The sequence below is a fragment of the Shewanella sp. AS1 genome (assembly GCF_021412565.1).
Taxonomy (GTDB): Bacteria; Pseudomonadota; Gammaproteobacteria; order Enterobacterales; family Shewanellaceae; genus Shewanella.
Genome location: NZ_JAKCLJ010000014.1, coordinates 31197 through 53502, shown reverse-complemented (window position 1 = coordinate 53502; position 22306 = coordinate 31197). Strand labels below are relative to the sequence as shown.

The 22306-nt window shown below is 52.3% G+C and carries 21 protein-coding genes; 8 read left to right on the top strand and 13 right to left on the bottom strand.

Annotation, left to right across the window (positions count from 1 at the left end):
- Nucleotides 1-3 precede the first annotated feature (3 nt).
- From LZP69_RS14790 to LZP69_RS14760, 7 genes are all read right to left on the bottom strand, one after another.
- The gene (locus LZP69_RS14790; RefSeq protein ID WP_234201489.1) at nucleotides 4-483 is read right to left on the bottom strand and encodes a hypothetical protein; all 480 of its coding nucleotides are present in this window, start codon (nucleotides 481-483) and stop codon (nucleotides 4-6) included.
- A gap of 82 nt (nucleotides 484-565) precedes the next feature.
- A complete protein-coding gene (gene moaA / locus LZP69_RS14785; RefSeq protein WP_234201488.1) occupies nucleotides 566-1552 on the bottom strand; it encodes a GTP 3',8-cyclase MoaA in 987 nt (328 codons plus the stop codon).
- Between the two features lie 53 nt (nucleotides 1553-1605).
- A complete protein-coding gene (locus LZP69_RS14780; protein ID WP_234201487.1) occupies nucleotides 1606-3411 on the bottom strand; it encodes a bifunctional molybdopterin-guanine dinucleotide biosynthesis adaptor protein MobB/molybdopterin molybdotransferase MoeA in 1806 nt (601 codons plus the stop codon).
- Between the two features lie 15 nt (nucleotides 3412-3426).
- Nucleotides 3427-4017 carry a molybdenum cofactor guanylyltransferase MobA gene (gene mobA, locus LZP69_RS14775; RefSeq protein WP_234201486.1) on the bottom strand — a complete coding sequence of 197 codons (591 nt, stop codon included), beginning with the start codon at nucleotides 4015-4017 and terminating at the stop codon, nucleotides 3427-3429.
- Nucleotides 4001-4732, bottom strand: coding sequence for an ATP-binding cassette domain-containing protein (locus tag LZP69_RS14770; RefSeq protein ID WP_234201485.1), 732 nt, complete (start codon nucleotides 4730-4732; stop codon nucleotides 4001-4003). The genes mobA and LZP69_RS14770 overlap by 17 nt, the downstream gene beginning before the upstream one ends.
- Nucleotides 4733-4734: 2 nt before the next feature.
- Nucleotides 4735-5442, bottom strand: coding sequence for an ABC transporter permease (locus LZP69_RS14765; RefSeq protein WP_234201484.1), 708 nt, complete (start codon nucleotides 5440-5442; stop codon nucleotides 4735-4737).
- Nucleotides 5439-6251, bottom strand: a complete 813-nt coding sequence (locus tag LZP69_RS14760) for a substrate-binding domain-containing protein (protein WP_234201483.1) — start codon at nucleotides 6249-6251, stop codon at nucleotides 5439-5441. The genes LZP69_RS14765 and LZP69_RS14760 overlap by 4 nt, the downstream gene beginning before the upstream one ends.
- Before the next feature lie 259 nt (nucleotides 6252-6510).
- Here LZP69_RS14760 and LZP69_RS14755 point away from each other — a divergent pair, with 259 nt between their 5' ends.
- Both LZP69_RS14755 and LZP69_RS14750 read left to right on the top strand, forming a co-directional pair.
- The gene (locus LZP69_RS14755) at nucleotides 6511-7941 is read left to right on the top strand and encodes a sigma-54-dependent transcriptional regulator (RefSeq protein ID WP_442800690.1); all 1431 of its coding nucleotides are present in this window, start codon (nucleotides 6511-6513) and stop codon (nucleotides 7939-7941) included.
- Nucleotides 7942-7969: 28 nt separating this feature from the next.
- Nucleotides 7970-10087 (top strand): sensor histidine kinase, encoded by a 2118-nt coding sequence (locus tag LZP69_RS14750; protein WP_234201522.1) that lies wholly within the window; start codon nucleotides 7970-7972, stop codon nucleotides 10085-10087.
- Between the two features lie 205 nt (nucleotides 10088-10292).
- Here the strand turns inward: LZP69_RS14750 and LZP69_RS14745 are convergent, their stop codons facing one another.
- The 3 genes from LZP69_RS14745 to LZP69_RS14735 form a co-directional block, all read right to left on the bottom strand.
- On the bottom strand, nucleotides 10293-10754 hold the full coding sequence (locus LZP69_RS14745) for a GNAT family N-acetyltransferase (RefSeq protein ID WP_234201481.1): 462 nt from the start codon (nucleotides 10752-10754) through the stop codon (nucleotides 10293-10295).
- Nucleotides 10755-10830: 76 nt separating this feature from the next.
- The gene (locus LZP69_RS14740; RefSeq protein WP_234201480.1) at nucleotides 10831-11499 is read right to left on the bottom strand and encodes a 7-cyano-7-deazaguanine/7-aminomethyl-7-deazaguanine transporter; all 669 of its coding nucleotides are present in this window, start codon (nucleotides 11497-11499) and stop codon (nucleotides 10831-10833) included.
- A gap of 181 nt (nucleotides 11500-11680) precedes the next feature.
- Nucleotides 11681-12952 (bottom strand): isochorismate synthase, encoded by a 1272-nt coding sequence (locus tag LZP69_RS14735; protein ID WP_442800691.1) that lies wholly within the window; start codon nucleotides 12950-12952, stop codon nucleotides 11681-11683.
- A 467-nt stretch (nucleotides 12953-13419) separates the two neighbouring features.
- Between LZP69_RS14735 and LZP69_RS14730 the strand changes: the two genes are divergently transcribed.
- From LZP69_RS14730 to LZP69_RS14705, 6 genes are all read left to right on the top strand, one after another.
- The gene (locus LZP69_RS14730; RefSeq protein WP_234201478.1) at nucleotides 13420-15480 is read left to right on the top strand and encodes a TonB-dependent receptor plug domain-containing protein; all 2061 of its coding nucleotides are present in this window, start codon (nucleotides 13420-13422) and stop codon (nucleotides 15478-15480) included.
- Between the two features lie 6 nt (nucleotides 15481-15486).
- Complete coding sequence (locus LZP69_RS14725; RefSeq protein WP_234201477.1) at nucleotides 15487-16860, top strand: ATP-binding cassette domain-containing protein; 1374 nt, start codon at nucleotides 15487-15489, stop codon at nucleotides 16858-16860.
- Entirely contained in the window at nucleotides 16844-17530 is a 687-nt protein-coding gene (locus LZP69_RS14720) for an energy-coupling factor transporter transmembrane component T (RefSeq protein ID WP_234201476.1), read from the top strand. The genes LZP69_RS14725 and LZP69_RS14720 overlap by 17 nt, the downstream gene beginning before the upstream one ends.
- A gap of 4 nt (nucleotides 17531-17534) precedes the next feature.
- Entirely contained in the window at nucleotides 17535-18074 is a 540-nt protein-coding gene (locus LZP69_RS14715; RefSeq protein ID WP_234201475.1) for a core component of ECF transporter, read from the top strand.
- Complete coding sequence (locus LZP69_RS14710) at nucleotides 18071-18823, top strand: DNA-binding protein (RefSeq protein ID WP_234201474.1); 753 nt, start codon at nucleotides 18071-18073, stop codon at nucleotides 18821-18823. Before LZP69_RS14715 ends, LZP69_RS14710 begins: the two co-directional genes overlap by 4 nt.
- Nucleotides 18824-19186: 363 nt before the next feature.
- Entirely contained in the window at nucleotides 19187-19372 is a 186-nt protein-coding gene (locus LZP69_RS14705; RefSeq protein WP_234201473.1) for a hypothetical protein, read from the top strand.
- Here LZP69_RS14705 and LZP69_RS14700 read toward each other — a convergent pair.
- The 3 genes from LZP69_RS14700 to LZP69_RS14690 all read right to left on the bottom strand — a co-directional run bounded on the left by LZP69_RS14700 (nucleotide 19346) and on the right by LZP69_RS14690 (nucleotide 22282).
- Nucleotides 19346-20293 (bottom strand): YeiH family protein, encoded by a 948-nt coding sequence (locus LZP69_RS14700; protein WP_234201472.1) that lies wholly within the window; start codon nucleotides 20291-20293, stop codon nucleotides 19346-19348. The genes LZP69_RS14705 and LZP69_RS14700 overlap by 27 nt on opposite strands.
- Nucleotides 20294-20411: 118 nt before the next feature.
- The gene (locus tag LZP69_RS14695) at nucleotides 20412-21779 is read right to left on the bottom strand and encodes a magnesium transporter (protein WP_234201471.1); all 1368 of its coding nucleotides are present in this window, start codon (nucleotides 21777-21779) and stop codon (nucleotides 20412-20414) included.
- 59 nt (nucleotides 21780-21838) lie between these two features.
- Entirely contained in the window at nucleotides 21839-22282 is a 444-nt protein-coding gene (locus LZP69_RS14690; protein WP_234201470.1) for an ATP-dependent zinc protease family protein, read from the bottom strand.
- Between the last annotated feature and the right edge of the window lie 24 nt (nucleotides 22283-22306).

The window sequence follows — 22306 nt, the reverse complement described above, 5'->3', positions numbered from 1 at the left end:
AGGTTACTCGTTATTTTTGGTATTAGTGTTGGTATCAGTGTTGGCATCGATCACAGGCTTGAGTCCATCGCGCAGGCTGGGGGGAATAAGGTACCAGTTATCCGACGGCGATTTGAGTAATCCCTCCTGGGGGTAGAGCAGCCATATTTGAGGTGTCTTGAACTCCTGGATCTGGATCACCAGTTCATGGGGCCTGGACTCTGGGGGGATAAGTTTGTCTATCGGCGAGACTTGGATTTCGCTCCAGGCATCGGCCCAGCTGTCGCAGTTGAGTATGCTGGGCTCACATTGCCAGGAGAAGCCTCCCTGACTCAGCCAGAGATTGTCATATTGGAGTTGATAAAGTGGCGCGGCCTTATCGAACAGCGGCTGCGCATCTTCCGGCAGGCTGGGCGCTTCGCCGTCGAGCAGGGTCAGTATCGCCATCATGGCGACAGAGGCGAAGATGATGATGTTGTTCCATTTTTTGCGTGATAACGCCATGTATTCCCTGCACACACAAGCCAGACCTGACTTGAGTGTATCATCGAAACTTTATCAGAGCATCCGCTGGTTAGGGGGAAAGTTAACCGCCTGTGGCATTCATAAAACGCAAGATCTGGGTATCGCCCTCTGAGCCGAAGTGATGCTCTTTGGGTTTTAGCTTGATGGCATCGAGAATGGTCTGTTTCAGACGTTCGATATCGCCGGGATATTCACGCACCACGGCCTTGAGATCCACCGAATTTTCATTGCCCAGACAGAGCAGCAGTCGGCCTTCGACTGTCACTCGCACCCGGTTACACTCATGGCAGAAGTTATTGCTGTGGGGCGAGATAAAGCCCACATGTATGTTGCTGCCGGGCATAGTGTAATAGCGCGCGGGTCCACCTGTGCGTTTATCTGACACCATCAGAGGATAGCGTTGTTGGATAATGGCTTTGACTTCATCGCTGCTGCAGTGACGACTCTGTTTGCGTTCATCCATCACCCCGAGCGGCATCTCTTCGATAAAGGCGATATCCAGTTCCCGCCCGCGACAAAATTCGATCAGATCCAGTACCTCGCCATCGTTTTGTCCCCGCAAAATTACCGCATTGATCTTGATACGGTTAAACCCGGCGGCCTTGGCGGCATCGATACCGGCGATGACGCGCTCCAGCTTGCCGTTGCGCGTGAGCTGGGTAAAGAGATCTGGGTTGAGAGTGTCTAAGCTGATATTGAGTCTATCCAGCCCCGACTGACGCATCTTGTCGGCGAACTTGGTTAATCTGGAGCCATTGGTAGTCATAGACAGTTCTTTCAACCCCGGCAGTTTGCCCAGCAGTTCCACCAATTGATCGCAATCGGTTCTGACCAGAGGTTCACCGCCGGTCAGGCGAATTTTTTTCACTCCTAGCTCGGTAAAAGCCTGTCCTACCCATGCCAGCTCTTCGAGACTCAGCACCTGATTTCTATCGAGGAAGCAGGGGTCTTCGCTCATGCAGTAGACGCAGCGAAAATCGCATCTGTCTGTTACCGAGAGGCGTAAATATTCAACCGTGCGGCCAAAAGTATCGACAATTAAACTCATGTTACATCACCTTGGGCCTACTCACTTGGGTGAGCAGGCCCATAAAAAATTACTTACAATAGATCGCTAAATGGCTGAATATAAACGGTATCGCCAGGCATCAGCTGTTCATCACGCTCACCGATCACGATAAGGCAGTTGCCTCTGACCATGGAGCTGAGCATGCCAGAACCCTGGGCGCCCGTGCTGGTCACATGCAGCTTGCCGTCACTGGCCAGATGATGTACGCCGCGCATAAACTCGGTACGGCCACAGCGGCTGCGCAGTGGCGCATCGGCGATGGCGGGCACTAAGGTTGGCGCCCAATCGGTTTCGCCAGCCAATTTACGCAGTGCAGGTTGTACAAATTGCATGAAGGAGACCATCACGGCCACAGGGTTGCCGGGCAGACCGAAGAACAGGCTGCCGCCGATCTGACCGAAGGCCAGTGGACGGCCGGGGCGCATATTGATGCGCCAGAAATTGATTTGACCGACTTTTGCCAGTGCCAGTTTTATGAAATCGGCATCGCCAACCGAGACACCACCTGAGCTAATCACCACGTCGGCTTGAGTTGCTGCGCCTTTCAAGGCCTCAACTAATGCCGCTTCCGAGTCGTGGATGATGCCAAGATCGATCACCTCACAGCCCAACTGCTTCACCATAGACTTGATGGTGAAACGGTTGGAGTCATAGATGCAGTTTTGTTTGAGTGGCTCGCCCGGCTGACAGACTTCATCGCCGGTGGAAAACACCGCCACCTTAGGTTTACGATACACAGGCAGGCGACCGAAGCCTAAGGATGCTAGCATACCCTGATGGGCCGCTTGCAGCCTGTGACCTGCGGCGAGTGCCGTGGTGTCTTTGGCAATATCTTCACCGGCCTGACGTACATGATCCCCTAAGCGGATCTCGCCGTTAAAACTCACTGTTTGGCCGTTCTCTTCGGCCAGCTCTTTCATCTGCACAGTATCGGCGCCCACAGGCATTGGTGCGCCAGTCATGATACGTACCGCCTCACCGGCCTGTAGCGTGCCAGGATAGCTGTGGCCTGCCATCACATCGGCGACGATTTTGTAGCTGCCCAGCATGGGCTCAGAGAACTTAAAGGCGTAGCCGTCCATCGCCGAGTTGGTATGCTGAGGTACATCCACAGGTGAGATGGCGTCCTCGGCAAGCACCCGGTTGCTGCTGTCGTCAATATCCACAAGTTCGCTCACCCTGATGGGGTTAACATAGGTGAGGATCTTGTCGATCCCTTGTCTGACCGAGAGCGTCTTGCTTGTGTCCAGTTCGCAGCCGCACTCAGGTGCGGCTTGCAGCGGCAGTTGGGTGCCAGAGGCGGTCCACTGCTTGGCATATTCGATAACAAAATCGGCAATTTGGCCGACATTGTTGATATCTAGGCGACGCAGCTCTGAGGGAAGCACAGTGTCGTCGCAGCAGGCGATGGCCTGAATGTTGGCGTCATGGGTATGAATAAAGGGTTTACCGTGGGCGGCGCGGTGCAGTTCTATCTTAGGCAGTTCCAGCTTCTTGAAGCCTTCGACCAGAACGATATCCACCTTGTCTGCTTCTATCTGCTTTAACAGGTGTGGCAGGGATGGCGCCTCTTCAACGAGATCTTCTGTCATCAGCGCCCAGCGTACATGGGAAGCGACCAGCATCTGTCTGGCACCGGCTTTACGCATCTCGTAACTGTCTTTGCCGGGAATATCCACATCGAAATTGTGGTGAGCATGTTTAATGACAGCCAGACGCAGCCCACGACGATTAAGCTCTGGGATCAATTTCTTGAGCAGAGTTGTCTTGCCCGTACCGCTGTAAGCGCAAAATCCAAGAACCGGGATCGACAGTGGATTGTTAAACGGAATGCTCATGTAAACCTCTAAAATTTAGTTGGCAATTGCCTCAGACAATTGTTGTTTTTGTTCTGGTGTATTGACGTTGACGAACGCATTCGGCTGGTCGGAGAATTCACACACCACGCAGTTATGCTTGGCATACCAGAAGTCAATTTTGCGCTCGCCCGCATCTAAAAACGCCTTCATCGATGCGCGTAGCTCGGGTTTCATCAATAGCACCACAGGTTGTTCGCGTTTGCCGTCACTGGCCACCGCCATCTCGGCTCCCTGGCCGTTAATAGCCTTGAGCATTCTCCCGACTAAATCTAGCGGCAGCAGAGGGCAGTCACATGGCACCACCAGAAGATAATCGGCCTGTGTGTGCCCCATGGCGGTGATCATGCCCGCTAAGGGGCCCAGGTAGCCCGAATCCTCATCGCTGATAACCTGAAAACCAAACTCAGCATAACGGTTTTGATTGCGGTTTGCGTTGATCAGGATCTCCTTAACCTGGGGTTTTATTCTGTCGATGGCATGGGCAATCATAGGTTTGCCATTAAGCTCGACCAATCCCTTGTCGTTTCCCCCCATGCGTCTTGCCATGCCACCGGCAAGGATCACCGCATCAATTTGCTGAGACATAATGTAATTCCTGTTGAGTGTGATTCGTGGTTGTTATGGCAGATTGAACTTCATCTGTGACTATCTGCTGCTGACGAATATACCAGTTTTGCTCGCACAGAGATGTGAGGGAACAGCTCTGATGACTGCTGATCAGCATGCCTGTGCCTTGCTGTTTCAGGTCGACTATCATGTTGCGCACCAACTGTTGGGACAGTTTATCCATGTTGGAGGTGGGCTCGTCCAGCATCAACAGTTTAGGGCGCATGATCCAGGCGCGGGCGATGGCCAGGCGTTGGCGCTCGCCACCGGAAAGATTGGCCGCCTGCTGTGTCAGTAGATCCCCCAACTGCGCCATCTCGATGGCGACCTTGGCTCTCTGCGCTATCTCCTGATTGCTGAGCTGGCAAAAGGGCTGTACATAGTGCAGGTTATAATCTGTAGTGCCATCAAACAGATAAGGGTGCTGGTGCAGATAGACTGCCTTGCCTAACAGGGGATTGCGCCGCCACCAGGGAGAGGTGTCGAAGCCCTCAAGCCGAAACTTACCCTGACTTGGCGTTTGCAGGCCAGCAAACAGCTTCATTAGGGTGGTTTTACCCGAGCCATTGTCGCCCTGCAGATGTATGGTTTGCTGCTGAGGAAAGCAGAGTCGGTCGAAGCGATACAATAGGCGGTCGCCAAAGCGCATCTCGATATTATTAGCGGTAATTTTGACCATACTGTTTTGGGCCATAATCAGTGGCTCCTCGGCTCGGCTTTGCCTCTTAATGTCCCTAAGGTAAAGTTAAGTATTAGTGAGAGAATTAATAATACCAGTCCCAGGGCGATCGCCTGGGCAAAATCCCCTTTACTGGTTTCCAGAGCGATAGCCGTGGGAATATTGCGGGTCGCATCGGCAATATTGCCCCCTATCATCATGGAGCAGCCGACTTCTGTGACAATGCGGCTAAAAGCGGCGACAATCGCCATTAGCAGTGGTACTTTCAGTTCGCGGCAGATCCCCCACACGGCGCGTAGCCAGGAGGCACCCAAGGTGCGCGAGGTCTCCCAGGCCCGTTTATCGACACTGGTAAAGGCGGCCTGGCTCATGGCGATTAGCACAGGGGCGCAGATCATCATCTGGCCTAAGATCATCCCCTTCTGGGTGAATAGCCAGCGCAGCTCCCCAAGGGGTCCCATGCGGGTCAGTAATAGGTAACCCAGCAGGCCGATCACTACTGTAGGGATCGACTGCAAGGTCTGAACCAGATTGGTAACGAACCAGCGACCGGGAAAACGGGCGAAAGCCAGAATAAAGCCGAGGATCATAGATGGAAACAGGGTGAGTGCCAGTGCCGCAATCGAGACGACAAAGGAGACATTCACTATGGACCACACATCTGGGTCTAAAGAAAACAGCAGACGAAAAGCCTGCTGTATCAGGGCTAACCAGCCTTCATTCATTTATTGTATGTAGCCTTAAACAGTTGCTCACCGGAAACGGTATAGCTGTTAATCATTTGCTGGGCTTCATCACCGATTAACCAATCACTCAATGCCTTGGCACCTTTATGATTCAGATCTGGATATTTTTCCGGGTTAATCAGAATGATCTGGTAAGGGTTGGCCAGTGCGGCACCACCATCGAAATCCACTGCTAAATCGAGCTTGGCCTTATAAGCCACAAAAGTACCGCGATCCGAGAGAGTGTAAGCCTGCAGTTCGTTCGCCATCAGCAGGGTTTTGCCCATGCCCTGTCCGATAGAACGGTAACCTTCGAAGTTAGGTTCGATCTCTGCGCCTTTCCAGATGATGATCTCTTTCATGTTGGTGCCAGAGTTATCACCACGAGAAACAAAGCCTTTACCAGAGCCGGCTATTTTAGCAAAAGCTTCTTCAGCTGTCTTACTGCTGCGGATCTTGGCTGGGTCGTTTTTAGGGCCCAAGATCACAAAATCGTTTTCCATTATGCCACGGGGCATCACACCGAAGCCCTGCTCAACAAATTTTGCTTCCGCTGCAGGGGCGTGAGTCATAACCACATCCACATCACCTTGGCTGGCTAATTTAAGCGCCTTACCCGTACCGGTCGCGATAACCTGTACCTTATAACCTGACTCGGCTTCAAACTTAGGTAACAGGTAACCGAGTAAGCCTGAGTTCTCTGTGCTGGTGGTGGTCGCCAGCTTGATCTCTTCCTGAGCTTGCGCCGGTAAAATAGCGACTGCGCTTGCGATCAGTGCCACACTGAAAATCGATTTTAAGTTTAACATTTTTGCTCCTTGGCCTAGCCAAATGTGCGATTTGCCGTTCGCATAAATTAATTGATGAGAGAAATCGTGGGGCTAACACGCACCCGAGTAATTTCAGCCAGATAGCAGCAAGAAGGATGCCAAAGGCAAATCTGGCCTGAAATTGTCACAACTCGGATATGAAACGTGATCTTTGTCGCGTTATTGGCAAAATTTATCCAGACAGAATGTCGCAAGTGGCGATTCATGAGCTATAGGCACGTCTATTTGCCGCGCTTTGATGCTAGTATTAAGTTTATGTGAGTCAAAATGTCCAAAAGCAGACAATATGAGCCAACCTAGCAAAGAGATTAAACCCCTTCCTTCAGCCGTATCTGTGTTGATCGTCGACGATGAGCCGGGTATGAGAAGTTTTTTGAAGAAGGCGCTATCGAAAAAGTTCGCCCTGGTAGAAACCGCCGGCAGTGTCGAAGATGCCGAGCAACTGCGAAGTCGTTGCCATTTCGATCTCTTGATTGTCGATATCCGCCTGCCCGGACGTTCGGGGATCGAGTGGGATGAAGCCTTGGGCGATCAGGAGCGGCGCTCGGATATCATCTTCATGACAGGTTATGCCGATATGGATGTGGCGATTAAGGCATTAAGGGCCGGCGCCTCTGACTTTATTATGAAGCCTTTCCATCTGGAGCAGATGATGAAGGCGGTGGATCGCTGCATCGAGCGACGTCTGCTTAAGCGTGAAAACCTGATGTTGCGCCGTGAAGTCTCTTTTGGACACTCCTCCAGCATTATCGGCAGCAGCGATGCTATGACAGAGGTGAAACGGGTTATCGAGCGGGTGGCGCCCACTAACTCAGTGATCTTAATTGAAGGCGAGTCGGGCACAGGTAAGGAGCTGGTGGCGCGACAACTGCACCTGCTCAGTGGCCGCCAGGGCCCCTTTGTACCGGTTAACTGTGGTGCGATAGCCCCAGAGTTGCTGGAAAGCGAACTGTTTGGTCATGCGGCGGGTTCCTTCACCGGCGCCAAGGGCACCCGCGAAGGTCTGTTTAGCTTCGCCTCCGGCGGAACTATCTTCCTCGATGAAATTGGCGAGATGCCACTTAAGATGCAAACCGCACTGCTGAGGGTGTTAGAGCAGCGTGCTATCCGCCCTGTGGGGAGTGAAAAAGAGATCAATATCGATGTGCGTGTATTGGCGGCGACTAACCGTAAGCTGGCCGATGAGGTAGAGGATGGCAATTTCAGACGCGATCTCTTCTATCGCCTTAACGTGCTGGATATAGTGATCCCGCCACTGCGCGAGCGACCCGAAGATGTGGTTGAATTGACTCATCATTTTACCCGTCAACTGGCGGCCGAACTGGGGGTTAAAGAGGTGGTGTGGAGCCATGAAGATATGCTTAAACTGCAGCAGCACCAGTGGCCGGGTAATATTCGTGAGCTGCGCAATATGATAGAGCGCTGTATTCTCCTGGGTAAGCCGCCTGCGGAATATTGGAAGCAGCTGCCTAAGGCAGATGCCCCAAGCGAAGCGGGTTACCCGCTGGACTGGACACTAAAAGAAGTTGAAAAACAACATGTTATGTCAGTGGTGGATCTGCATCAGGGCAATAAATCTGCCGCTGCGCGGGATCTCGGGGTATCGAGAAAGACCTTAGATCGTAAATATAAAGAGTGGTTTGAACTCGATTCAAGCGAGGATGATTAATTTGCCGCTCTTTCCGCAACTTTCCGGTATGAATTGGCAGCAGTTAAGGGCCAAGGTGCGCTATCGTATCTTGATTCTGACTCTGCTGCCCATCTTGCTCACCTTAGTAAGTCTGGTGTTTATCACCATCTACTGGAACATAAGTTATACAGGCAAGCAGCTGTTTATGAAGGTAAAAGCTGACTTGACTGTGGCCCGCAACACCCTTATAGCCGTACAGGAAAAGCAGGAGCAGCAACTTGAGTTGGTCAAGGACTCCTGGGCGTTTCAAAATGATTTTCGTCGAATAGAGACTCAGTCTGACCCCGTCAGAAAACGTCTCGATGCCTTGCTTGAACAGAAGAAGCAGGAATTACAACTGGATTTTCTCCGCCTGATCAGTATCTCAGAGGCTGCAGCAGATCCCGACCTTAGGGTGATGCTGCCTAAAATTGATAACAGGGCGGCCATTTCGGGTCTCATGGTACTCGAGCCTCAGCGTCTGGCGCGTCTGGAACCAAAACTAGAGCAGCAGGCTATTATAGAACTGGTGGATACACCGCGCTCGCAAAAACCTACCAAAACGGTGGAGAAACGGGGCATGCTCAGCCGCAGTTTGCTACCCATCTATGGTGATGATGGCAATCTGGGGTGGTATCTGGATGGTGGGATCTTGCTGAATCGTGATATCCGTATCGTCGATCATATTCGTGATCTTGTGTATGACAAGGGCGCCCTGCCAGAGCGTTCTATCGGCACAGTGACCATTTTCTTAGATAATACCCGTATCAGTACCAATGTTCCCCTGCATATGCTGGCACAAGATACACAGATTAAGGGGCGAGCTCTGGGAAGTCTGGCTTCAGAAGAGGTCAGACAGAAGGTGCTTATCCAAGGGGAGGTTTGGGTTGACAGGGCGTTTGTTTATAATGATTGGTTTATTTCTGCCTATGCGCCCCTGAAAGATATGCGCGGCGAGCGGATCGGCATGATCTATACCGGCTTTTCCGAATCGCCCTTTATTCATAATTACCTGCTTAACATCATAGAGCTGGGAACCATTCTGATGCTAGTGCTGCTGGTGTCGGGCCTGCTGGTGTATCGCGGCGCCTATAGCCTGTTGCAGCCGATTGAACGCATACATCATGTGGTCAAGGCGGTGCAGTCTGGTCGAAACCTGCGCATCGGTTCCTTGGGGCTTGAACAAGACAATGAACTGTCCAATCTTGCTGAACAGTTTGACCGCATGCTGGATCTCCTACAGCGGCGTAATGCCCAGATCCAGGCGGCCGCCGAGCAGCTGGAGGTCAAGGTCGAGGAGCGTACCCGTAGTCTGCAGGAAAAAACCGATGAGCTGCAACGCAACGTGGCGCTGCTTAACGAGACTCGTCAGCAGCTGGTGACCAATGAGAAGCTCACGGCCCTGGGTGAATTGACTGCGGGTATTGCCCATGAGATCAACAATCCTACCGCGGTTATTTTAGGCAATATGGAACTGCTGAAATATGAGTTGGGCGATAAAGCCGACGATGTGGAAGAGGAGATAGAGATAGTGATTCAGCAGGTGGGTAGGATCAGTACTATTATCCGCAGCCTGTTGCAGTACAGTCGCCCTGGGGAGTTTAATGCGCCGCTGGAGATGCACCAGCTGACACCTATTATCGAGGAGATGCTGATCTTAGTGCGCCACTCGGTGCGTAAGCAGGATGTGACATTGATCCAAGAGCTAAACGCCAGCTATCCCATCGAAGTCAATCGCCCCCAGTTGCTGCAAGTCTTGATTAACCTAGTGGTGAATGCCGCCCACGCGATGGATGGCATGGAGGGCAAAGGCAGGATCTGGATCCGCACCTATGACTGGCTACAAGCAGGTGAACCCATAGGGGTGAAAATTGAGGTCGAGGATGAGGGCAAGGGGATCCCAGAGGAGCAACTCGGACGAATTTTCGACCCCTTCTACACCACGCGTAAGGATGGTACCGGCCTAGGCTTATCTTTAAGCTACGGCATCATCAAGCGGATTGGCGGCACGATAGAGGTGAGCTCGACCCTAGGTAAAGGCACTCTGTTTACCATAGGTCTCTACCATAAGGCGAAAGAGGATCAATTTAATCCACCTTATGAAGGATTACAGTTCACTAGCGAGTTTGGTAAGAAAGGGCGCTAGAAGAGGCCCGTACGAGGTCGACATAAAAAAAAGCCGGAATAGTGATATTCCGGCCACAAAATGTGTGAGCAATGTTGTGCTTGCGAACTCAATTAAGTAGAGATGAAGTACTTAACAAACTGAGTTTTGGAACGCATGTAAATAGTAATCATTATCATTTAACTTTGCAAGTTTTTATCGGAAATAATTTCTATTTTTTTACGAGCTAGACTAAAACTTTATTTAAGATCAGTTTATTATCATTTATCTCGGTTTGATTTTCTTGCAAACCTGCAATCTTATAACCCTGGCTGATTAACATCTGCAGCATGGTGGTGAAGCGGTTATAGGTTTTGACCTCTATCAGGATAAATCCCTGCTGTTTGGCCCAGTTTTCCTGATCTTTTAACAGCATTTTCGCCAGTCCTAACTGTCTGAACTCAGGCAGTATGGCGCCTAACCAACTATAGAATTGACCTGACTGATCGCTGTAACCCAGTTTAAATCCCGCCAGTTCACCCTCAACATACACAAACTGCACTAACACAGGCTTATCAGCGAGACGCTCTTGATACTCTTGCAGACTATAACCACGTTCAAATTCAGGGATCTCTTGGCTCAGGCTAATGATTTTGTCTAACAGAGATTCGGTCAGTTGGGTATGGCGTTCAATGGTCGTGGTGTACATAGGGGTCTCCAAACAGTAACGCCACTATGGCGGCACTAGGGGTTAAGTGCCGCCGATGATAGCCTATTTCAACTGGTCAGGCCAGTGAGTTGTCTTGATTTGGTGAGGAGACACGCAAGAGGCGTTCCTGCAGTATCTTTAGCAACACGCCATAGGCTGGGAGGAAGAGACATAAGCTGATCAAGAGCTTAAAACCATAATCCACAGCCGCAATTTCAGGCCAATGGCTGGCCATAAAGGGATCGCTTGAGGCATAGAAAGCGATGCTGAAGAACACCAGGGTATCGATAAGGTTTCCGATAACGGTCGAAGCCGCTGGTGCCACCCACCAGGCTTTGGCCTGGCGCAGTTTAGCGAAGACACTGATATCCATCAGTTGCCCCATCAGATAGGCCGCAAAACTGGCAAAGGCGATGCGAAACACAAAGCTGTTGAATTCCAGTAGCGCGTTACCGCCCTGATAGCTTCCCTGATGAAACAGCACACCGATAAGATAGGAAATGATCAGTGCTGGTAGCATGGCTTTGAAGATGATTTTTCTGGCATCAGATTGGCCGAAAATCCGCACAGTAAGGTCGGTCGCCAGATAGACAAAGGGAAAGCTAAAAGCCCCCCAGGTGGTGTGCAAGCCAAACAATTGAAACGGCAGCTGAACCAAATAGTTGCTGGCTGAGATGATCAGTATATGAAAACTGACCAATAGATAGAGTGCACGGCGTATCTGTGCATTGGATAACATTAACATCTTGTGGCCTTTTTAGTGGTTAACGCGGGGTGAGGGAACCCGCAATGGTGAATTATAGTAAGCTTAGCGGCTCTGAGGCGCTTTTAACATCGGCTCGGTCAATCGGGGCGGAAGATTATAGCCATTTACAGCAGATGTACAAGGGGATGGACGATCTTTATCCATCGAGGAGACGGCTAGATTAGACTTCCGTAAGAATAGACATAATGGTCGTGAGCTTGTTTTCCAGCTCATTCCATTCGGCGCTGGCCTCAGAGCCCGAGACTATCCCAGCGCCCGCGAACAGATTGATGCGACCTGGTTCGATGAGCGCGCTGCGGATCGCCACCGCAAACTCGCTTTCATACTTGTTGAAATAACCACAAGCGCCCGCGTACCAACCTCGGGTATAACCTTCGCGCTGGCGAATAAAGTTGATTGCCGACTCTTTAGGTAGACCGCCCACCGCAGGGGTTGGATGCAGAGCCTGCAGGATCTGAAAATCGCTGATCCCAGATTTCAGTTCGGCACGGATGGAGCGGTGCAGATGCTGGATATGGCTGAGTTTAAAGATTTTTGCGACTTCATCGGCGCCCACATAGTTACTTAGTGGCGTAAGGGCATCGACTATGTGTTGCCTGACTAACTGGTTTTCATGGCTGTTCTTACTGTCATCCAGCAGCTGCTGTGCCAATAGCGCATCTTCATCTTCATTCAGGCCACGTGTGGTGGTACCGGCCAGCGCCTCGGTAAAGAGCTCACGCTGGCAGCGGCGGTAGAGACGCTCAGGTGTACAGGAGATAAAGGCGCTCTCAGGGGTAAATTGAAAGCCAAACTGGAAACTGTTGTGATTACGCCCCTGCCAGCTGGCCAGCAGCATCCAAGGGTCGACTTTTTCGTTGATCTCCAGCTGAGTCAGTCGTGACAACACCACCTTAGGCGTGTCCTTAATGAATTTATCCTGGGTGATCTGTTCAACCAAATCATGCCAGCGGCGTTGATCCGGCCTGTCGCTACGGCTGAGCAGGTGGATCTTATTTGGCGGTGACAAAGGCACAGGCGGTGCCAGCCTGTCCAGCGCCGCAAGTGCCAGTTGTCGCTCTGACTCTATGCCATTGGACTCGATGTTGAGATTCACCAGCAGCTTGAATTCATTACCACTTCTGCGAAGCTCGATGCGCGGCAGGATAAAGTGTGCCCGACCATATTCGGGCCAGCAATCGGTATGGCGGTCAAAGGCCACGCCGCCATAGTAACGGATCTCCTGATTGGTGGAGAGGCTGCGTTGACGCTGATAAACCGTATTGAGTTGATTGTCGTCGACTGCATCTTCGAAGATGAAATCTTTACAAGAACCGATAGCTGCCACCTCTTCCAGGGTGTCGCGACCGCTCCAATAGACACGTGGATAGCAGGCTTGGCTGGCTAACCAGGCGATGATCGGCAGAGGGCATACAGCCACAGATAACTGCATCACAGGCTCACCATGCTGATGTAGTTCCAGTTGTTTAAGTTTGCTGATTAAGGATTGTATGGCCTGTTGCAGCGAAGGAACGCTCAAAAAATACTCCAACTATGCTCTGAAATTGCCCCGGTTTGTGGTGAGTCTGGGATTCATATTCATCAGCCGAAAGCCATTATTGCTAATAAGAATCTTTACCACAAACTAATGTGCTAACCATTAGGTGTCAAGTTACAGGCTATTAAGCTGTGAGCTTGCCCAAGGAATCAGCTGCTCTCTTTTTGTTGTTAAGTTAAACTTGTGGGTCATTTTGTCCATAAATAGATATTCATTAGATAATTTGTCGCAATCAGTGACAGTGATTCGCAGATAAGTTCCAAATTAGTCGATCTGGGTCATTTTTTGTTTTTTGTTTGCTTGTTGCTTAATTGCATTGGTCTAACAATAGTAAGAATCAAGTCAGCAATAAGTTAATGGATATGAACAGAAAACAAACAGCATTAAGACTGTCACTGGTCGCGTTAGCGATAGGGACAATGCCAGCCGCCTTCGCCGCTGCAGAGATCGAAAGAGCACCAAAATTAGATGTTACCGATGTCATAGTAGTGACAGGTAACAAGCCAACAGCCCTACAACAGACCACCACGACCTGGACCATAGGCCAGGATGAGATAGCTGCATCGGGGGCACTGTCCTTAGATCAGGTGCTGAAAAATGTTCCCGGCCTCTATGTGCGCGTTGGTGGGCAAGGCACCCCTCGCGTCGATATTCGAGGCTTTAAAACCCGTCATCTTATCTATCTGATTAATGGTGTTCCTGCTAGTGGCACCGAAGATGGTCAGTTCGATCCCAGCGTTATCCCGGCCAGTCAGATAGCGTCTGTGACTGTGTCTGTCGGGCCGACCTCGGTACTCTATGGCCCAGGCGGCGCTGGCGGGGTGATCAATATTCGTACTAAGAATGGTGACAACGCACCTCTGCTCTCTGGTCGTCTGGAAGGCTCGGAAAATGATACCTTCAATGGTGATATTACCGCCGCGGGTTCGGGTGAAAAATGGCAGGGACTGGTTTCAGTTTCCCGTCAGCAGACAGATGGCTGGCCTGTGGCTGGCGATCAAGTCGATACCAGTCTGCAATATGGCGATACCCGATTAAATTCTGATAAAGAGGTGAGCACGCTTTTCGCTCAGGGCAGCTACTGGTTGTCGGCTCGAACCCAGTTGATGGCGAATTTCAGTTACCGCGAAGGTGAGTGGGGTAAGCCAGATGTAGATGGCGTGATGGACACTAAGGCCAAGTACGACAGAGTCGATGATTATGACTCCCATACGCTGCAGCTGGGCATGGCGCACCAATTTAATGATCTGCTCACTCTGCGCGGCTTCCTGTATGAGAACCAGGACGATGTGCTGGAAAACCGCTACAGCGATGACAGCTTCACTACTCTGACTCAGAGCCTGGAGGGACGCTCTATCGTTCGCGGCGGTAATCTGCAGCTGATCGCCGATTTTGGTGAGGGTCAGCTGTTAACCGGCGGCCTGATTGCCGAACGTCAAAGCTGGGAGTCGACCAATCAGGCTCTGGGCGGCACTAGCGGTGGCGGATCGGGAAGTGGCTCTGGCGGTGGCAGCGGTGGTGGTTCTGGTGGCGGCACAGGCGGTGGTTCTGGTGGCGGCACAGGCGGTGGTTCGGGCAACGAAGAGTTTGATGACGCATCCTGGCTCTATACTGCGGCGATCGAGTATCAGCAGCAATACGAGAGTGTCGGCTTTACCCTGGGCGGCGCACTGCACCAGCAGGAGCGAGTTAAAGACGATGGTACAGACTATTCGGCTCAGGCGGCGACCTATTGGCAAGCACTGGAGGAGACAAGGATCAATCTGGGGGTGGCGCGTAAGGTGCGTTTCCCTTCTATGCGTAACCTCTACTCTCTGTCATCTGGCAATGAAGATCTAGAGGCCGAAACCTCCAAACATGTCGAGCTGAGCCTGGATCAGGGCTTAGGTGCCAACACGGATCTGAATATTGCGACCTTCTTTACTGATGCAGAAAACTATATCGCCAAGGACAGCGCAGGTATCTACCAGAACATGGGCCGTTATCAGTTTAAAGGGGTCGATCTTGTGCTGAATAACCGCAGCATAGACAATCTGTCGCTGACCTTTGCCTACAGCTTCTTAGATGCTGAAGATAAAGATGCGGCGCCAGGACTGGAAACTCTGGAATACCGTCCGCGTCATCAACTGCGCCTGCAGGCCGATTATCAGTTCTCTTTTGCGACTCGGGTGAATCTGAACATAGAACATATCATGGGGCAGGTTTATCAGACGCAGCAGAAAGTCAGTGGTCAGAATGTGCTGCTTGAGCAGGAGCTGGACGATTACACGCTAGTGGATCTGAGTGTGAGTCAGCCTGTCTGGAATGACAACTTGTCTGTGTATGTCAGGGCGACCAACTTACTCGATGAGTATTACTACCAGAGTGTCAGTCTGCCTCAGCCTGGCCGACAAGTCTTCTTCGGCGTGACCTGGCAGCTGTAGGCTATCATGGCGTTACTTACCCTGGAGCAGATCAGCTTTAACTATCAAACGGCGGATTCACCGCTGTTTGATGGCTTAGGGCTGACGCTGGAAAAGGGGGATTGCCAGTTGATCTATGGTCATACGGGATCGGGCAAATCCAGCCTGCTGAAGTTGATCTTAGGGATACTGGAGCGCCCTTTCGAGGGTGAGTGCCGGCTTGCCGCTGGCGTCAGTTTAGGCGTGGTGCTGCAGGACCCCAATAGTCAGCTCCTCAGGCAAAATGTGGGCAGCGAGGTGGCCTTTGCCCTGGAAAATCTGGGCATCCCGCCCGAGGCTATGGGTCAGCGAGTGACTCTGGCTCTGCGCCAGGTGGGGCTGTTTGTCCGCCTCGACACCCCCATTCATCAGCTCTCATTAGGGCAGCGTTATCGCCTGATGATCGCCGCGCAGTTGGTGCTGCAACCCTCGATATTACTGCTGGATGAACCCTGGGCGCAGCTCGATGATAAGGGGGTTTCAGAGTTGACCCAATTGATCATCGATCTGCAGGCTCAGGGGATGGCGATAGTGATCACCGAGCATCAAAAGCGCGTATTCTTAGCCTGCGCCACCCATAGATGGCAGCTGCGGGGCGGGCGGCTCGAACCCTATGTGGAGCAAGCACAGCCTATCACTTCTGTGACTAGCGGGCCGCGCAAGATAGACAGACAGGCTTCCCCGCTGATCCACAGCCAGGGGTTCAGCCTGAGATTCACTGACGACACTCTGCTGTTCACAGGTAGGGAACTCATGCTCTATCCGGGGGAGGTCGTCGCCCTGGTCGGCGATAACGGCGCGGGTAAGAGTAGCCTGCTTAAGTGTCTGGCCGGTATACAGGCCGATATGGCGGCGGTGAATATCAAGGTGTTGGATAAGCCGCCTAAGCTAGGCCGTTATGGCTCGGCTCTGGCCTTGCTGCATCAACGCCCCAGCCGCCAGTTGTTTGAAAGTAGTGTGATAGAGGAGATGCAGTTTAGCCTGCAACGCTATGGATTGCCATTATCGCGCGCCGATGAACTGCTCGCCAGGCTGGAGCTGGGCGCCTTGGTGACCCACTCGCCCCACAAATTATCCTACGGTCAGCAACATCTGTTGGCGCTGGCGTCCCTAGTCTGCTTACGGCCTAAGGTGCTACTGCTCGATGATCCCTTTGCCGGACTGGATCGTGCCAGTTTCAGTAAGGTGGTGAATTTATTGATTGAGCTGAGCCAACAGGGTACAGCTATAGTGATCGCCAGTCATCGGCCTATCCCCGGGCTGACCGTCGATACCCTTTGGCGCATCGATGACAGGCAATTACAGATCTGCTCACCAGAGGGGAGCTTGCATGGGGATATGAGTTATGCCTGTGTGGGTTAAACAGCGCAGATCCTATCGTCCCATGGAGAGGGAGGGACTTAAACCTGGCCGTTATTGGGTAAATCATCCCTGGCTGTGTGCCCTGAGTTTGCTGCTGTGTGTGCTCTTGTCCAGCTGCGCGTTTTTTCTGCCGACCTCTCTTTTGCCGCTGCTGGGGATCATCTGCGCCGTCCTGCTGATTCAGGGCGTCTTGCTTGGCGGTAAAGTCAAAGGGCTATTTATACTGTTCTGCTCCCAACTGACTATTACTCTGCTCTTGTACCTGCTACTGCATGGGGGGGAGCGCATCAATGAGGGGATCCTGGCCGTAGTGCGTATTTTGCTGGCGATGATCCCAGGCTGGTGGCTGAGTATTAGCTGCTCGCCTCATCGAATCGGCCAGGTGCTCAGTTGGTGCCTGCCCCACCAATGGGCTTTCGTGTTAGCGGCCTGTTTCAGTCTGTTGCCTCACCTGAGTCAGGAGGTCAGGGAGATCTATCAGATGCAGGTGATGCGGGGTGCCCGTATCACGCCCAAGGCACTCATAAACCCTAAAAATTGGCGCGAGCTAGTCTATTGCGTCTTATATCCCTTACTTATCCAACTGCTTAAGCTGTCGAAACAGATGGCGGTGGCGGCGAAATTACGTGGTTTTGGACAAACGAACAGGCCGACTCATTGGCCGGAATAACGAGATGAATAATAAATTTACATTACATGACGCGCTGTTTATCGGCTTTTGTGCCACCCTGCTGGTGGCGTTAAAGGGGATGCTGCGACTGAAACTGGGGCTGTCGGGCCACTCTATGTTCCTGATGAGTTTCTTCTATCTGATCTGCTATGGCGCAGTGGCGAGGAGAGGGGCGATCAGCCTGTGTGGCCTGCTGGCTGGGTTAGTCGCCATGACCTTCAGTGTCGGTAAAGGCGGCCCGCTGATCCTGATAAAGTTTGCCTTGCCGGCCATCGCGATGGATCTGGCTCTGCTCTTGCTGCCCAGCCTGATGGCGCTCAAATGGCGCTGTATTATCCTGGCGCTGATCGCCACTCTCGCATGGGCGGGCAAGGGGCTGGCGGAAGATCTGATCGTGGGGCTGAGCATGCAGGTGGCATTGCTGCAGTTTGCCAAGAGCCTGCTGATGGGAAGCATGTTCGCCACGCTGGCCGCCCTGCTAGTGCCGCCCGTGCTGACGCGTCTCGTCAGCCACGGCCTGATCGATAGTGAGGAAAAGAGATGATGAATCCGAGAGTAAAATCCTGGCTTGTATGTATCGATGATACCGATGATATAGGCACTAAAGGCACGGGAGAGATAGCCGAAGAGATAGCGCACCTGTTATCCGATGGTCAGCCGAGCCGCTGTAGTTTCGTCACCCGGCATCAGCTCTATGTGCATCCGGATATCCCCTATACCTCACATAACAGCGCCATGTGTTTTCAGGTAAGGACGACGCTGAATCAGGAGGCGATTTTACAGCTTGCCACTAGGCATCTAATCAAGGAGAGCGCCGCGGCGGCCGATCCCGGCCTCGCCCTGTTGGATCTGCAGGCTGGGGCAGATCATCAGGCATTGGTCGACTTCGGTCTGGAAGCCAAGCAGATGGTGAAGACCAAAGCCCAGGCCTACGACTTGGCGAATAAGCTGGGCATACATCTCTCCGAACACGGCGGCACCGGCCAGGGCGTTATCGGCGCGCTGGCGGGACTCGGGCTGCGGCTGCAGGGCAACGACGGCCGCATCAAGGGACAATTTAAGTTAGATGGACTCGAGGCTGGAGAAGTGGCGCTCTCTGTCGGGCAGGTGATAGAGCGAACGGGTGTCGATCGTGTCTTGGCCGATACGGGCGAGTCTCTGTGCATTAAAACTCAGCTCCTCCTCTCAGGTAAGGTGAAGGCCGTCTATCGGGATCATCAGGTCTCTTTGCTTGTATACCAGCAAGGCGGTATCTGGCGTAATGCGCTCAAGCAGCAGCTGAAACATTTTTAACTGGACTAGATAACGAGACTATGATGCAGACAGAATACCGTTTTATTCATGGCCGTTGGCAGTTAGCCATAACCGATGAGGATTACCGGGCCTCGCGCACTCTCGCCGCCGGGTGTGACGCTTTTATGCCGGACGATGAGGATGAGCAGGTGGACGACCAGCCCAGGTCCTGTGTGAACTGCGCCTATCGGCGTTGGTTAGTGGATGGCATCGAATGCCGCTATCTATGTGCCAAATCACCGGGTGCGTCCGCGCCTTAGCTAATTAGGGTATTTGATAGTAAAAACCGATATTTGTAGAGACGCCTTCGAGAGGAAATAATGGCCATCTGTTAATTTTTGCCCTGTGATAGAAGGAGGCGAAATGAAAAAATGGCTGATTATCTTATGCTGTTGCGTTTTTCTTATCGCATCCATGCTGACCTCGGGTATCGCCCGTTCACTTGTCGATCTGTGTGCCTTTATCGCAATGCTTGTCTTGGTGTTTGCATTATCCAATGCAGCTAAATCCAACGCAGCTAAATCAGCTAAAGTTCAGGATAAAGAGTAACGAACCTATCCCAATTGCCACCCAGAGTAATACCCCTAATATCAAAGGCTGGGCGCCCGCCTGACGCAATTTGCTGAGGGTGATCCCCGCGCCGATAAGGAAGAGACACAGTACTAGAGTGCGTTTAGCGACGCTGAAAATGATCTCATAAATCGCCTTGCCCTCGGGCAGGTAATGGGCGATGGCGATAGCGACAGCATAGAGCAGAATAAAATAAGGGATGGCGATTTTGCGGCGATCGCCCCCAAAAATCAGCGCGCTGAGCAGCGCCAGCGGGATGATCCACAAGGCTCTAGCCAGCTTGACAGTGGTGGCCACAGTCAGTGCCTCATCACCATAGGCGGAGGCGGCGCCGACCACAGAGGAGGTGTCATGTATGGCAATGGCGCTCCAGATCCCAAACTGATACTGACTCATCTCCAGCAGGTGCCCCAGCGCCGGGAACAGGAACAGAGCCACAGAGTTGAGAACAAATACGGTAGCCAGAGCGATGGCCGTTTGCTGACTCTCGGCCCTGATCGCTGGCGCCACAGCAGCGATGGCACTACCGCCACAGATGGCTGTGCCCGATGCGATCATGTGTCCCAGTTTGCTATCCAGTTTTAGCCAGCGGGTTAACAGGCCACCCAGCAAGAGGGTAAATACAATCGAGCCCAGGATCAGACTCAGGTTATCGCCACTGGCCTGCAAGGCGCTGTCGAGCTGAATGCCAAAGCCGAGTCCGACAATCGAGTAGGCCAGTAGTTTTTTGACCAGCTGATTCAACGGAATGCTGCCCGGAACCAGGCCAAGACTGGCGAGGGTGAAGCCTAATACCAGGGCGATGGGTGAGGAGATCTGCGGCAGTAAACAGACAAGGGCGCACAGCACAAAGGGAAGATATGCGGGATCTTTGATTGCCGATTTAAACGCAGAGCTCATGTAAACATCATCATTTGCGAAACAGGAGGGGCAGTATAACCTTGTCGTCCCGGCGAATAAATTCTAGATAACTTAAATTTGTAGTGTTCAAGCCCTAATCTCAGCGTGAACAGGCTTTCTATGGCAGCAGCACTAATGTGCCTAAGCCCAAGAAGATAAAGAAGCCGACCACGTCCGTGACTGTGGTGAGGATCACCGAGCCTGCCACGGCAGGGTCTATCCGCATCTGTTTGAGTACAAAGGGGATAACAGTTCCGGATGATGCTGCCGCTAGGCTGTTGAATACGATGGCGATAAAGATGATGCTTCCCAGCGCGACAGACTCAAACCAGAAACTGACCACCACGCCCACCAAGGCGCCAAGCAGTATGCCATTGAAGGCGGCAATCTTGAGCTCTTTGTCCAGCAGCAGCTTTAAGTTACTGCGTTTTAAGTGATTGAGGGCAATACCACGCAGGGCGACCGCTAAGGTCTGACTGCCGGCTATGCCGCCCATGCTGGCCACCACTGGCATTAAAATCGCCAGCGCCACCACATGCTGCAACGCCTCGCCGAACAGCCCTATCACCCAGGATGCTAAAAACGCGGTCAGCAGGTTGGTGGTAAGCCAGATAGCTCGCATCCGCGCGGCGACATTGACCGGGGTGAACAGATCTTCCTCGTCCTGAGCGGTTTCAGAGGCCAGCACTTCCAGGCTTCGCTCCCTTAATCGTTGCATCAGGGTCGATAGCGCTACCGCGCCTATGATCTTGCCCTCTTTCTCTACTGGATACCAGGCAAAGCCGGCCACTGGACTCAGATGCTGCGCCGCCTGGGTAATATCCTGCTCATCGCCTACCGTTTCCAGTTTGGTGATCACTTCTGCCAGCTGGGTATCGCCATCGGCATGACGCAGCTGCTCTAAGGTGCAGCCGCCATGAAACTCCCCTTTGGCATCGACCGCATACACGGCAACGAACTCGCGGCGTTTGTGTTTCTCCAGACGTTCGAGCACCCGGCTTACTTTGGCTGTGGGGCGAGCACGCATTATGTTGCTATTGAGATAACGACCGACCTCCTCATCCTGATAGCTGAGCGCCTGTTGCATCTGCTCTGTGGTGAGGTCGGCCTGTTGATCCAGGTAGTCATCTACAAAGTCGCTGGGCAGGATCTCGGCGAAGGTGAGAATGTCGTTCTCATTGACTCGTCTTAATAAGCCTCTAAGTTGCTCATGGGTCAGCAGATCCAAGACGTGGCGGGCGGTTTCATAGTGCAACAGGTGCAGAATCGGCCAGCCCCGATCGACAGGAATATTACGACACAGCAGGAAACGGTATTGCTCGGGAACCGACTCGAGTAGGTGCGCCAGATCCACATCGCTGTAGTCGGCGATAAAGGAGAGAGAGGGGCTCTCCTCCTGGGGATGGCTGATAATTTCAATGACCCGAGCCAGTAAATCATCGCTATGCACCTGCGCTGCAACAGGCTCTTGCTCGGGTATTGTCATAGTTATTCCTTTATTTAAACTGCAATTGCGCCACTATGATGCAATAGTGGCGGTGGGTTTTACAACTCCTCAGCAGCAGGGTTATTCACCAAAAAGGTTTCTGCTGGGTCTACCAGGACGCGGCCTTTCATGCCTTCACGGCCGAGCAGCATCAGATAGGTCATGTCCTGGCGATTACTCAGGGTGAGTTCGATAGGCCACTGATGTTCGCCCAGTTGCAGTGTTGTCTGGATAACGCAGCGTTGCTCGACTTCGCCATTGGAGGATTTGATCCGGCGCGAGTCGAACATAGGTGCCTTACAGTGCACTATCTGCTCCAGATTGTAGACATCAGGGTGCAGGTCGAAGGAGACATAAGGACGGCCATTGACCTTAAGTCGTTTCAGGTTGTCCACATGCAGCGAGGAGGTTTTAGCGCCTGTGTCTATGCGGACATGCAGATCGCTGATCCCTAGGTCGGGCAGGTTGCAGGACTCGAGATTACCGATAATAAACTTGTTCATTTTCTACCTGTTGAGCTTGTTCTA

What these genes read in the sequence shown, in the direction of transcription:
- LZP69_RS14790 (WP_234201489.1), bottom strand. Translation starts at nt 483, where the DNA reads ATGGCGTTATCACGCAAAAAATGGAACAACATCATCATCTTCGCCTCT.
- moaA (WP_234201488.1), bottom strand. Translation starts at nt 1,552, where the DNA reads ATGAGTTTAATTGTCGATACTTTTGGCCGCACGGTTGAATATTTACGC.
- LZP69_RS14780 (WP_234201487.1), bottom strand. Translation starts at nt 3,411, where the DNA reads ATGAGCATTCCGTTTAACAATCCACTGTCGATCCCGGTTCTTGGATTT.
- mobA (WP_234201486.1), bottom strand. Translation starts at nt 4,017, where the DNA reads ATGTCTCAGCAAATTGATGCGGTGATCCTTGCCGGTGGCATGGCAAGA.
- LZP69_RS14770 (WP_234201485.1), bottom strand. Translation starts at nt 4,732, where the DNA reads ATGGCCCAAAACAGTATGGTCAAAATTACCGCTAATAATATCGAGATG.
- LZP69_RS14765 (WP_234201484.1), bottom strand. Translation starts at nt 5,442, where the DNA reads ATGAATGAAGGCTGGTTAGCCCTGATACAGCAGGCTTTTCGTCTGCTG.
- LZP69_RS14760 (WP_234201483.1), bottom strand. Translation starts at nt 6,251, where the DNA reads ATGTTAAACTTAAAATCGATTTTCAGTGTGGCACTGATCGCAAGCGCA.
- LZP69_RS14755 (WP_442800690.1), top strand. Translation starts at nt 6,511, where the DNA reads ATGCTAGTATTAAGTTTATGTGAGTCAAAATGTCCAAAAGCAGACAAT.
- LZP69_RS14750 (WP_234201522.1), top strand. Translation starts at nt 7,970, where the DNA reads ATGAATTGGCAGCAGTTAAGGGCCAAGGTGCGCTATCGTATCTTGATT.
- LZP69_RS14745 (WP_234201481.1), bottom strand. Translation starts at nt 10,754, where the DNA reads ATGTACACCACGACCATTGAACGCCATACCCAACTGACCGAATCTCTG.
- LZP69_RS14740 (WP_234201480.1), bottom strand. Translation starts at nt 11,499, where the DNA reads ATGTTAATGTTATCCAATGCACAGATACGCCGTGCACTCTATCTATTG.
- LZP69_RS14735 (WP_442800691.1), bottom strand. Translation starts at nt 12,952, where the DNA reads ATGCAGTTATCTGTGGCTGTATGCCCTCTGCCGATCATCGCCTGGTTA.
- LZP69_RS14730 (WP_234201478.1), top strand. Translation starts at nt 13,420, where the DNA reads ATGAACAGAAAACAAACAGCATTAAGACTGTCACTGGTCGCGTTAGCG.
- LZP69_RS14725 (WP_234201477.1), top strand. Translation starts at nt 15,487, where the DNA reads ATGGCGTTACTTACCCTGGAGCAGATCAGCTTTAACTATCAAACGGCG.
- LZP69_RS14720 (WP_234201476.1), top strand. Translation starts at nt 16,844, where the DNA reads ATGCCTGTGTGGGTTAAACAGCGCAGATCCTATCGTCCCATGGAGAGG.
- LZP69_RS14715 (WP_234201475.1), top strand. Translation starts at nt 17,535, where the DNA reads ATGAATAATAAATTTACATTACATGACGCGCTGTTTATCGGCTTTTGT.
- LZP69_RS14710 (WP_234201474.1), top strand. Translation starts at nt 18,071, where the DNA reads ATGATGAATCCGAGAGTAAAATCCTGGCTTGTATGTATCGATGATACC.
- LZP69_RS14705 (WP_234201473.1), top strand. Translation starts at nt 19,187, where the DNA reads ATGAAAAAATGGCTGATTATCTTATGCTGTTGCGTTTTTCTTATCGCA.
- LZP69_RS14700 (WP_234201472.1), bottom strand. Translation starts at nt 20,293, where the DNA reads ATGAGCTCTGCGTTTAAATCGGCAATCAAAGATCCCGCATATCTTCCC.
- LZP69_RS14695 (WP_234201471.1), bottom strand. Translation starts at nt 21,779, where the DNA reads ATGACAATACCCGAGCAAGAGCCTGTTGCAGCGCAGGTGCATAGCGAT.
- LZP69_RS14690 (WP_234201470.1), bottom strand. Translation starts at nt 22,282, where the DNA reads ATGAACAAGTTTATTATCGGTAATCTCGAGTCCTGCAACCTGCCCGAC.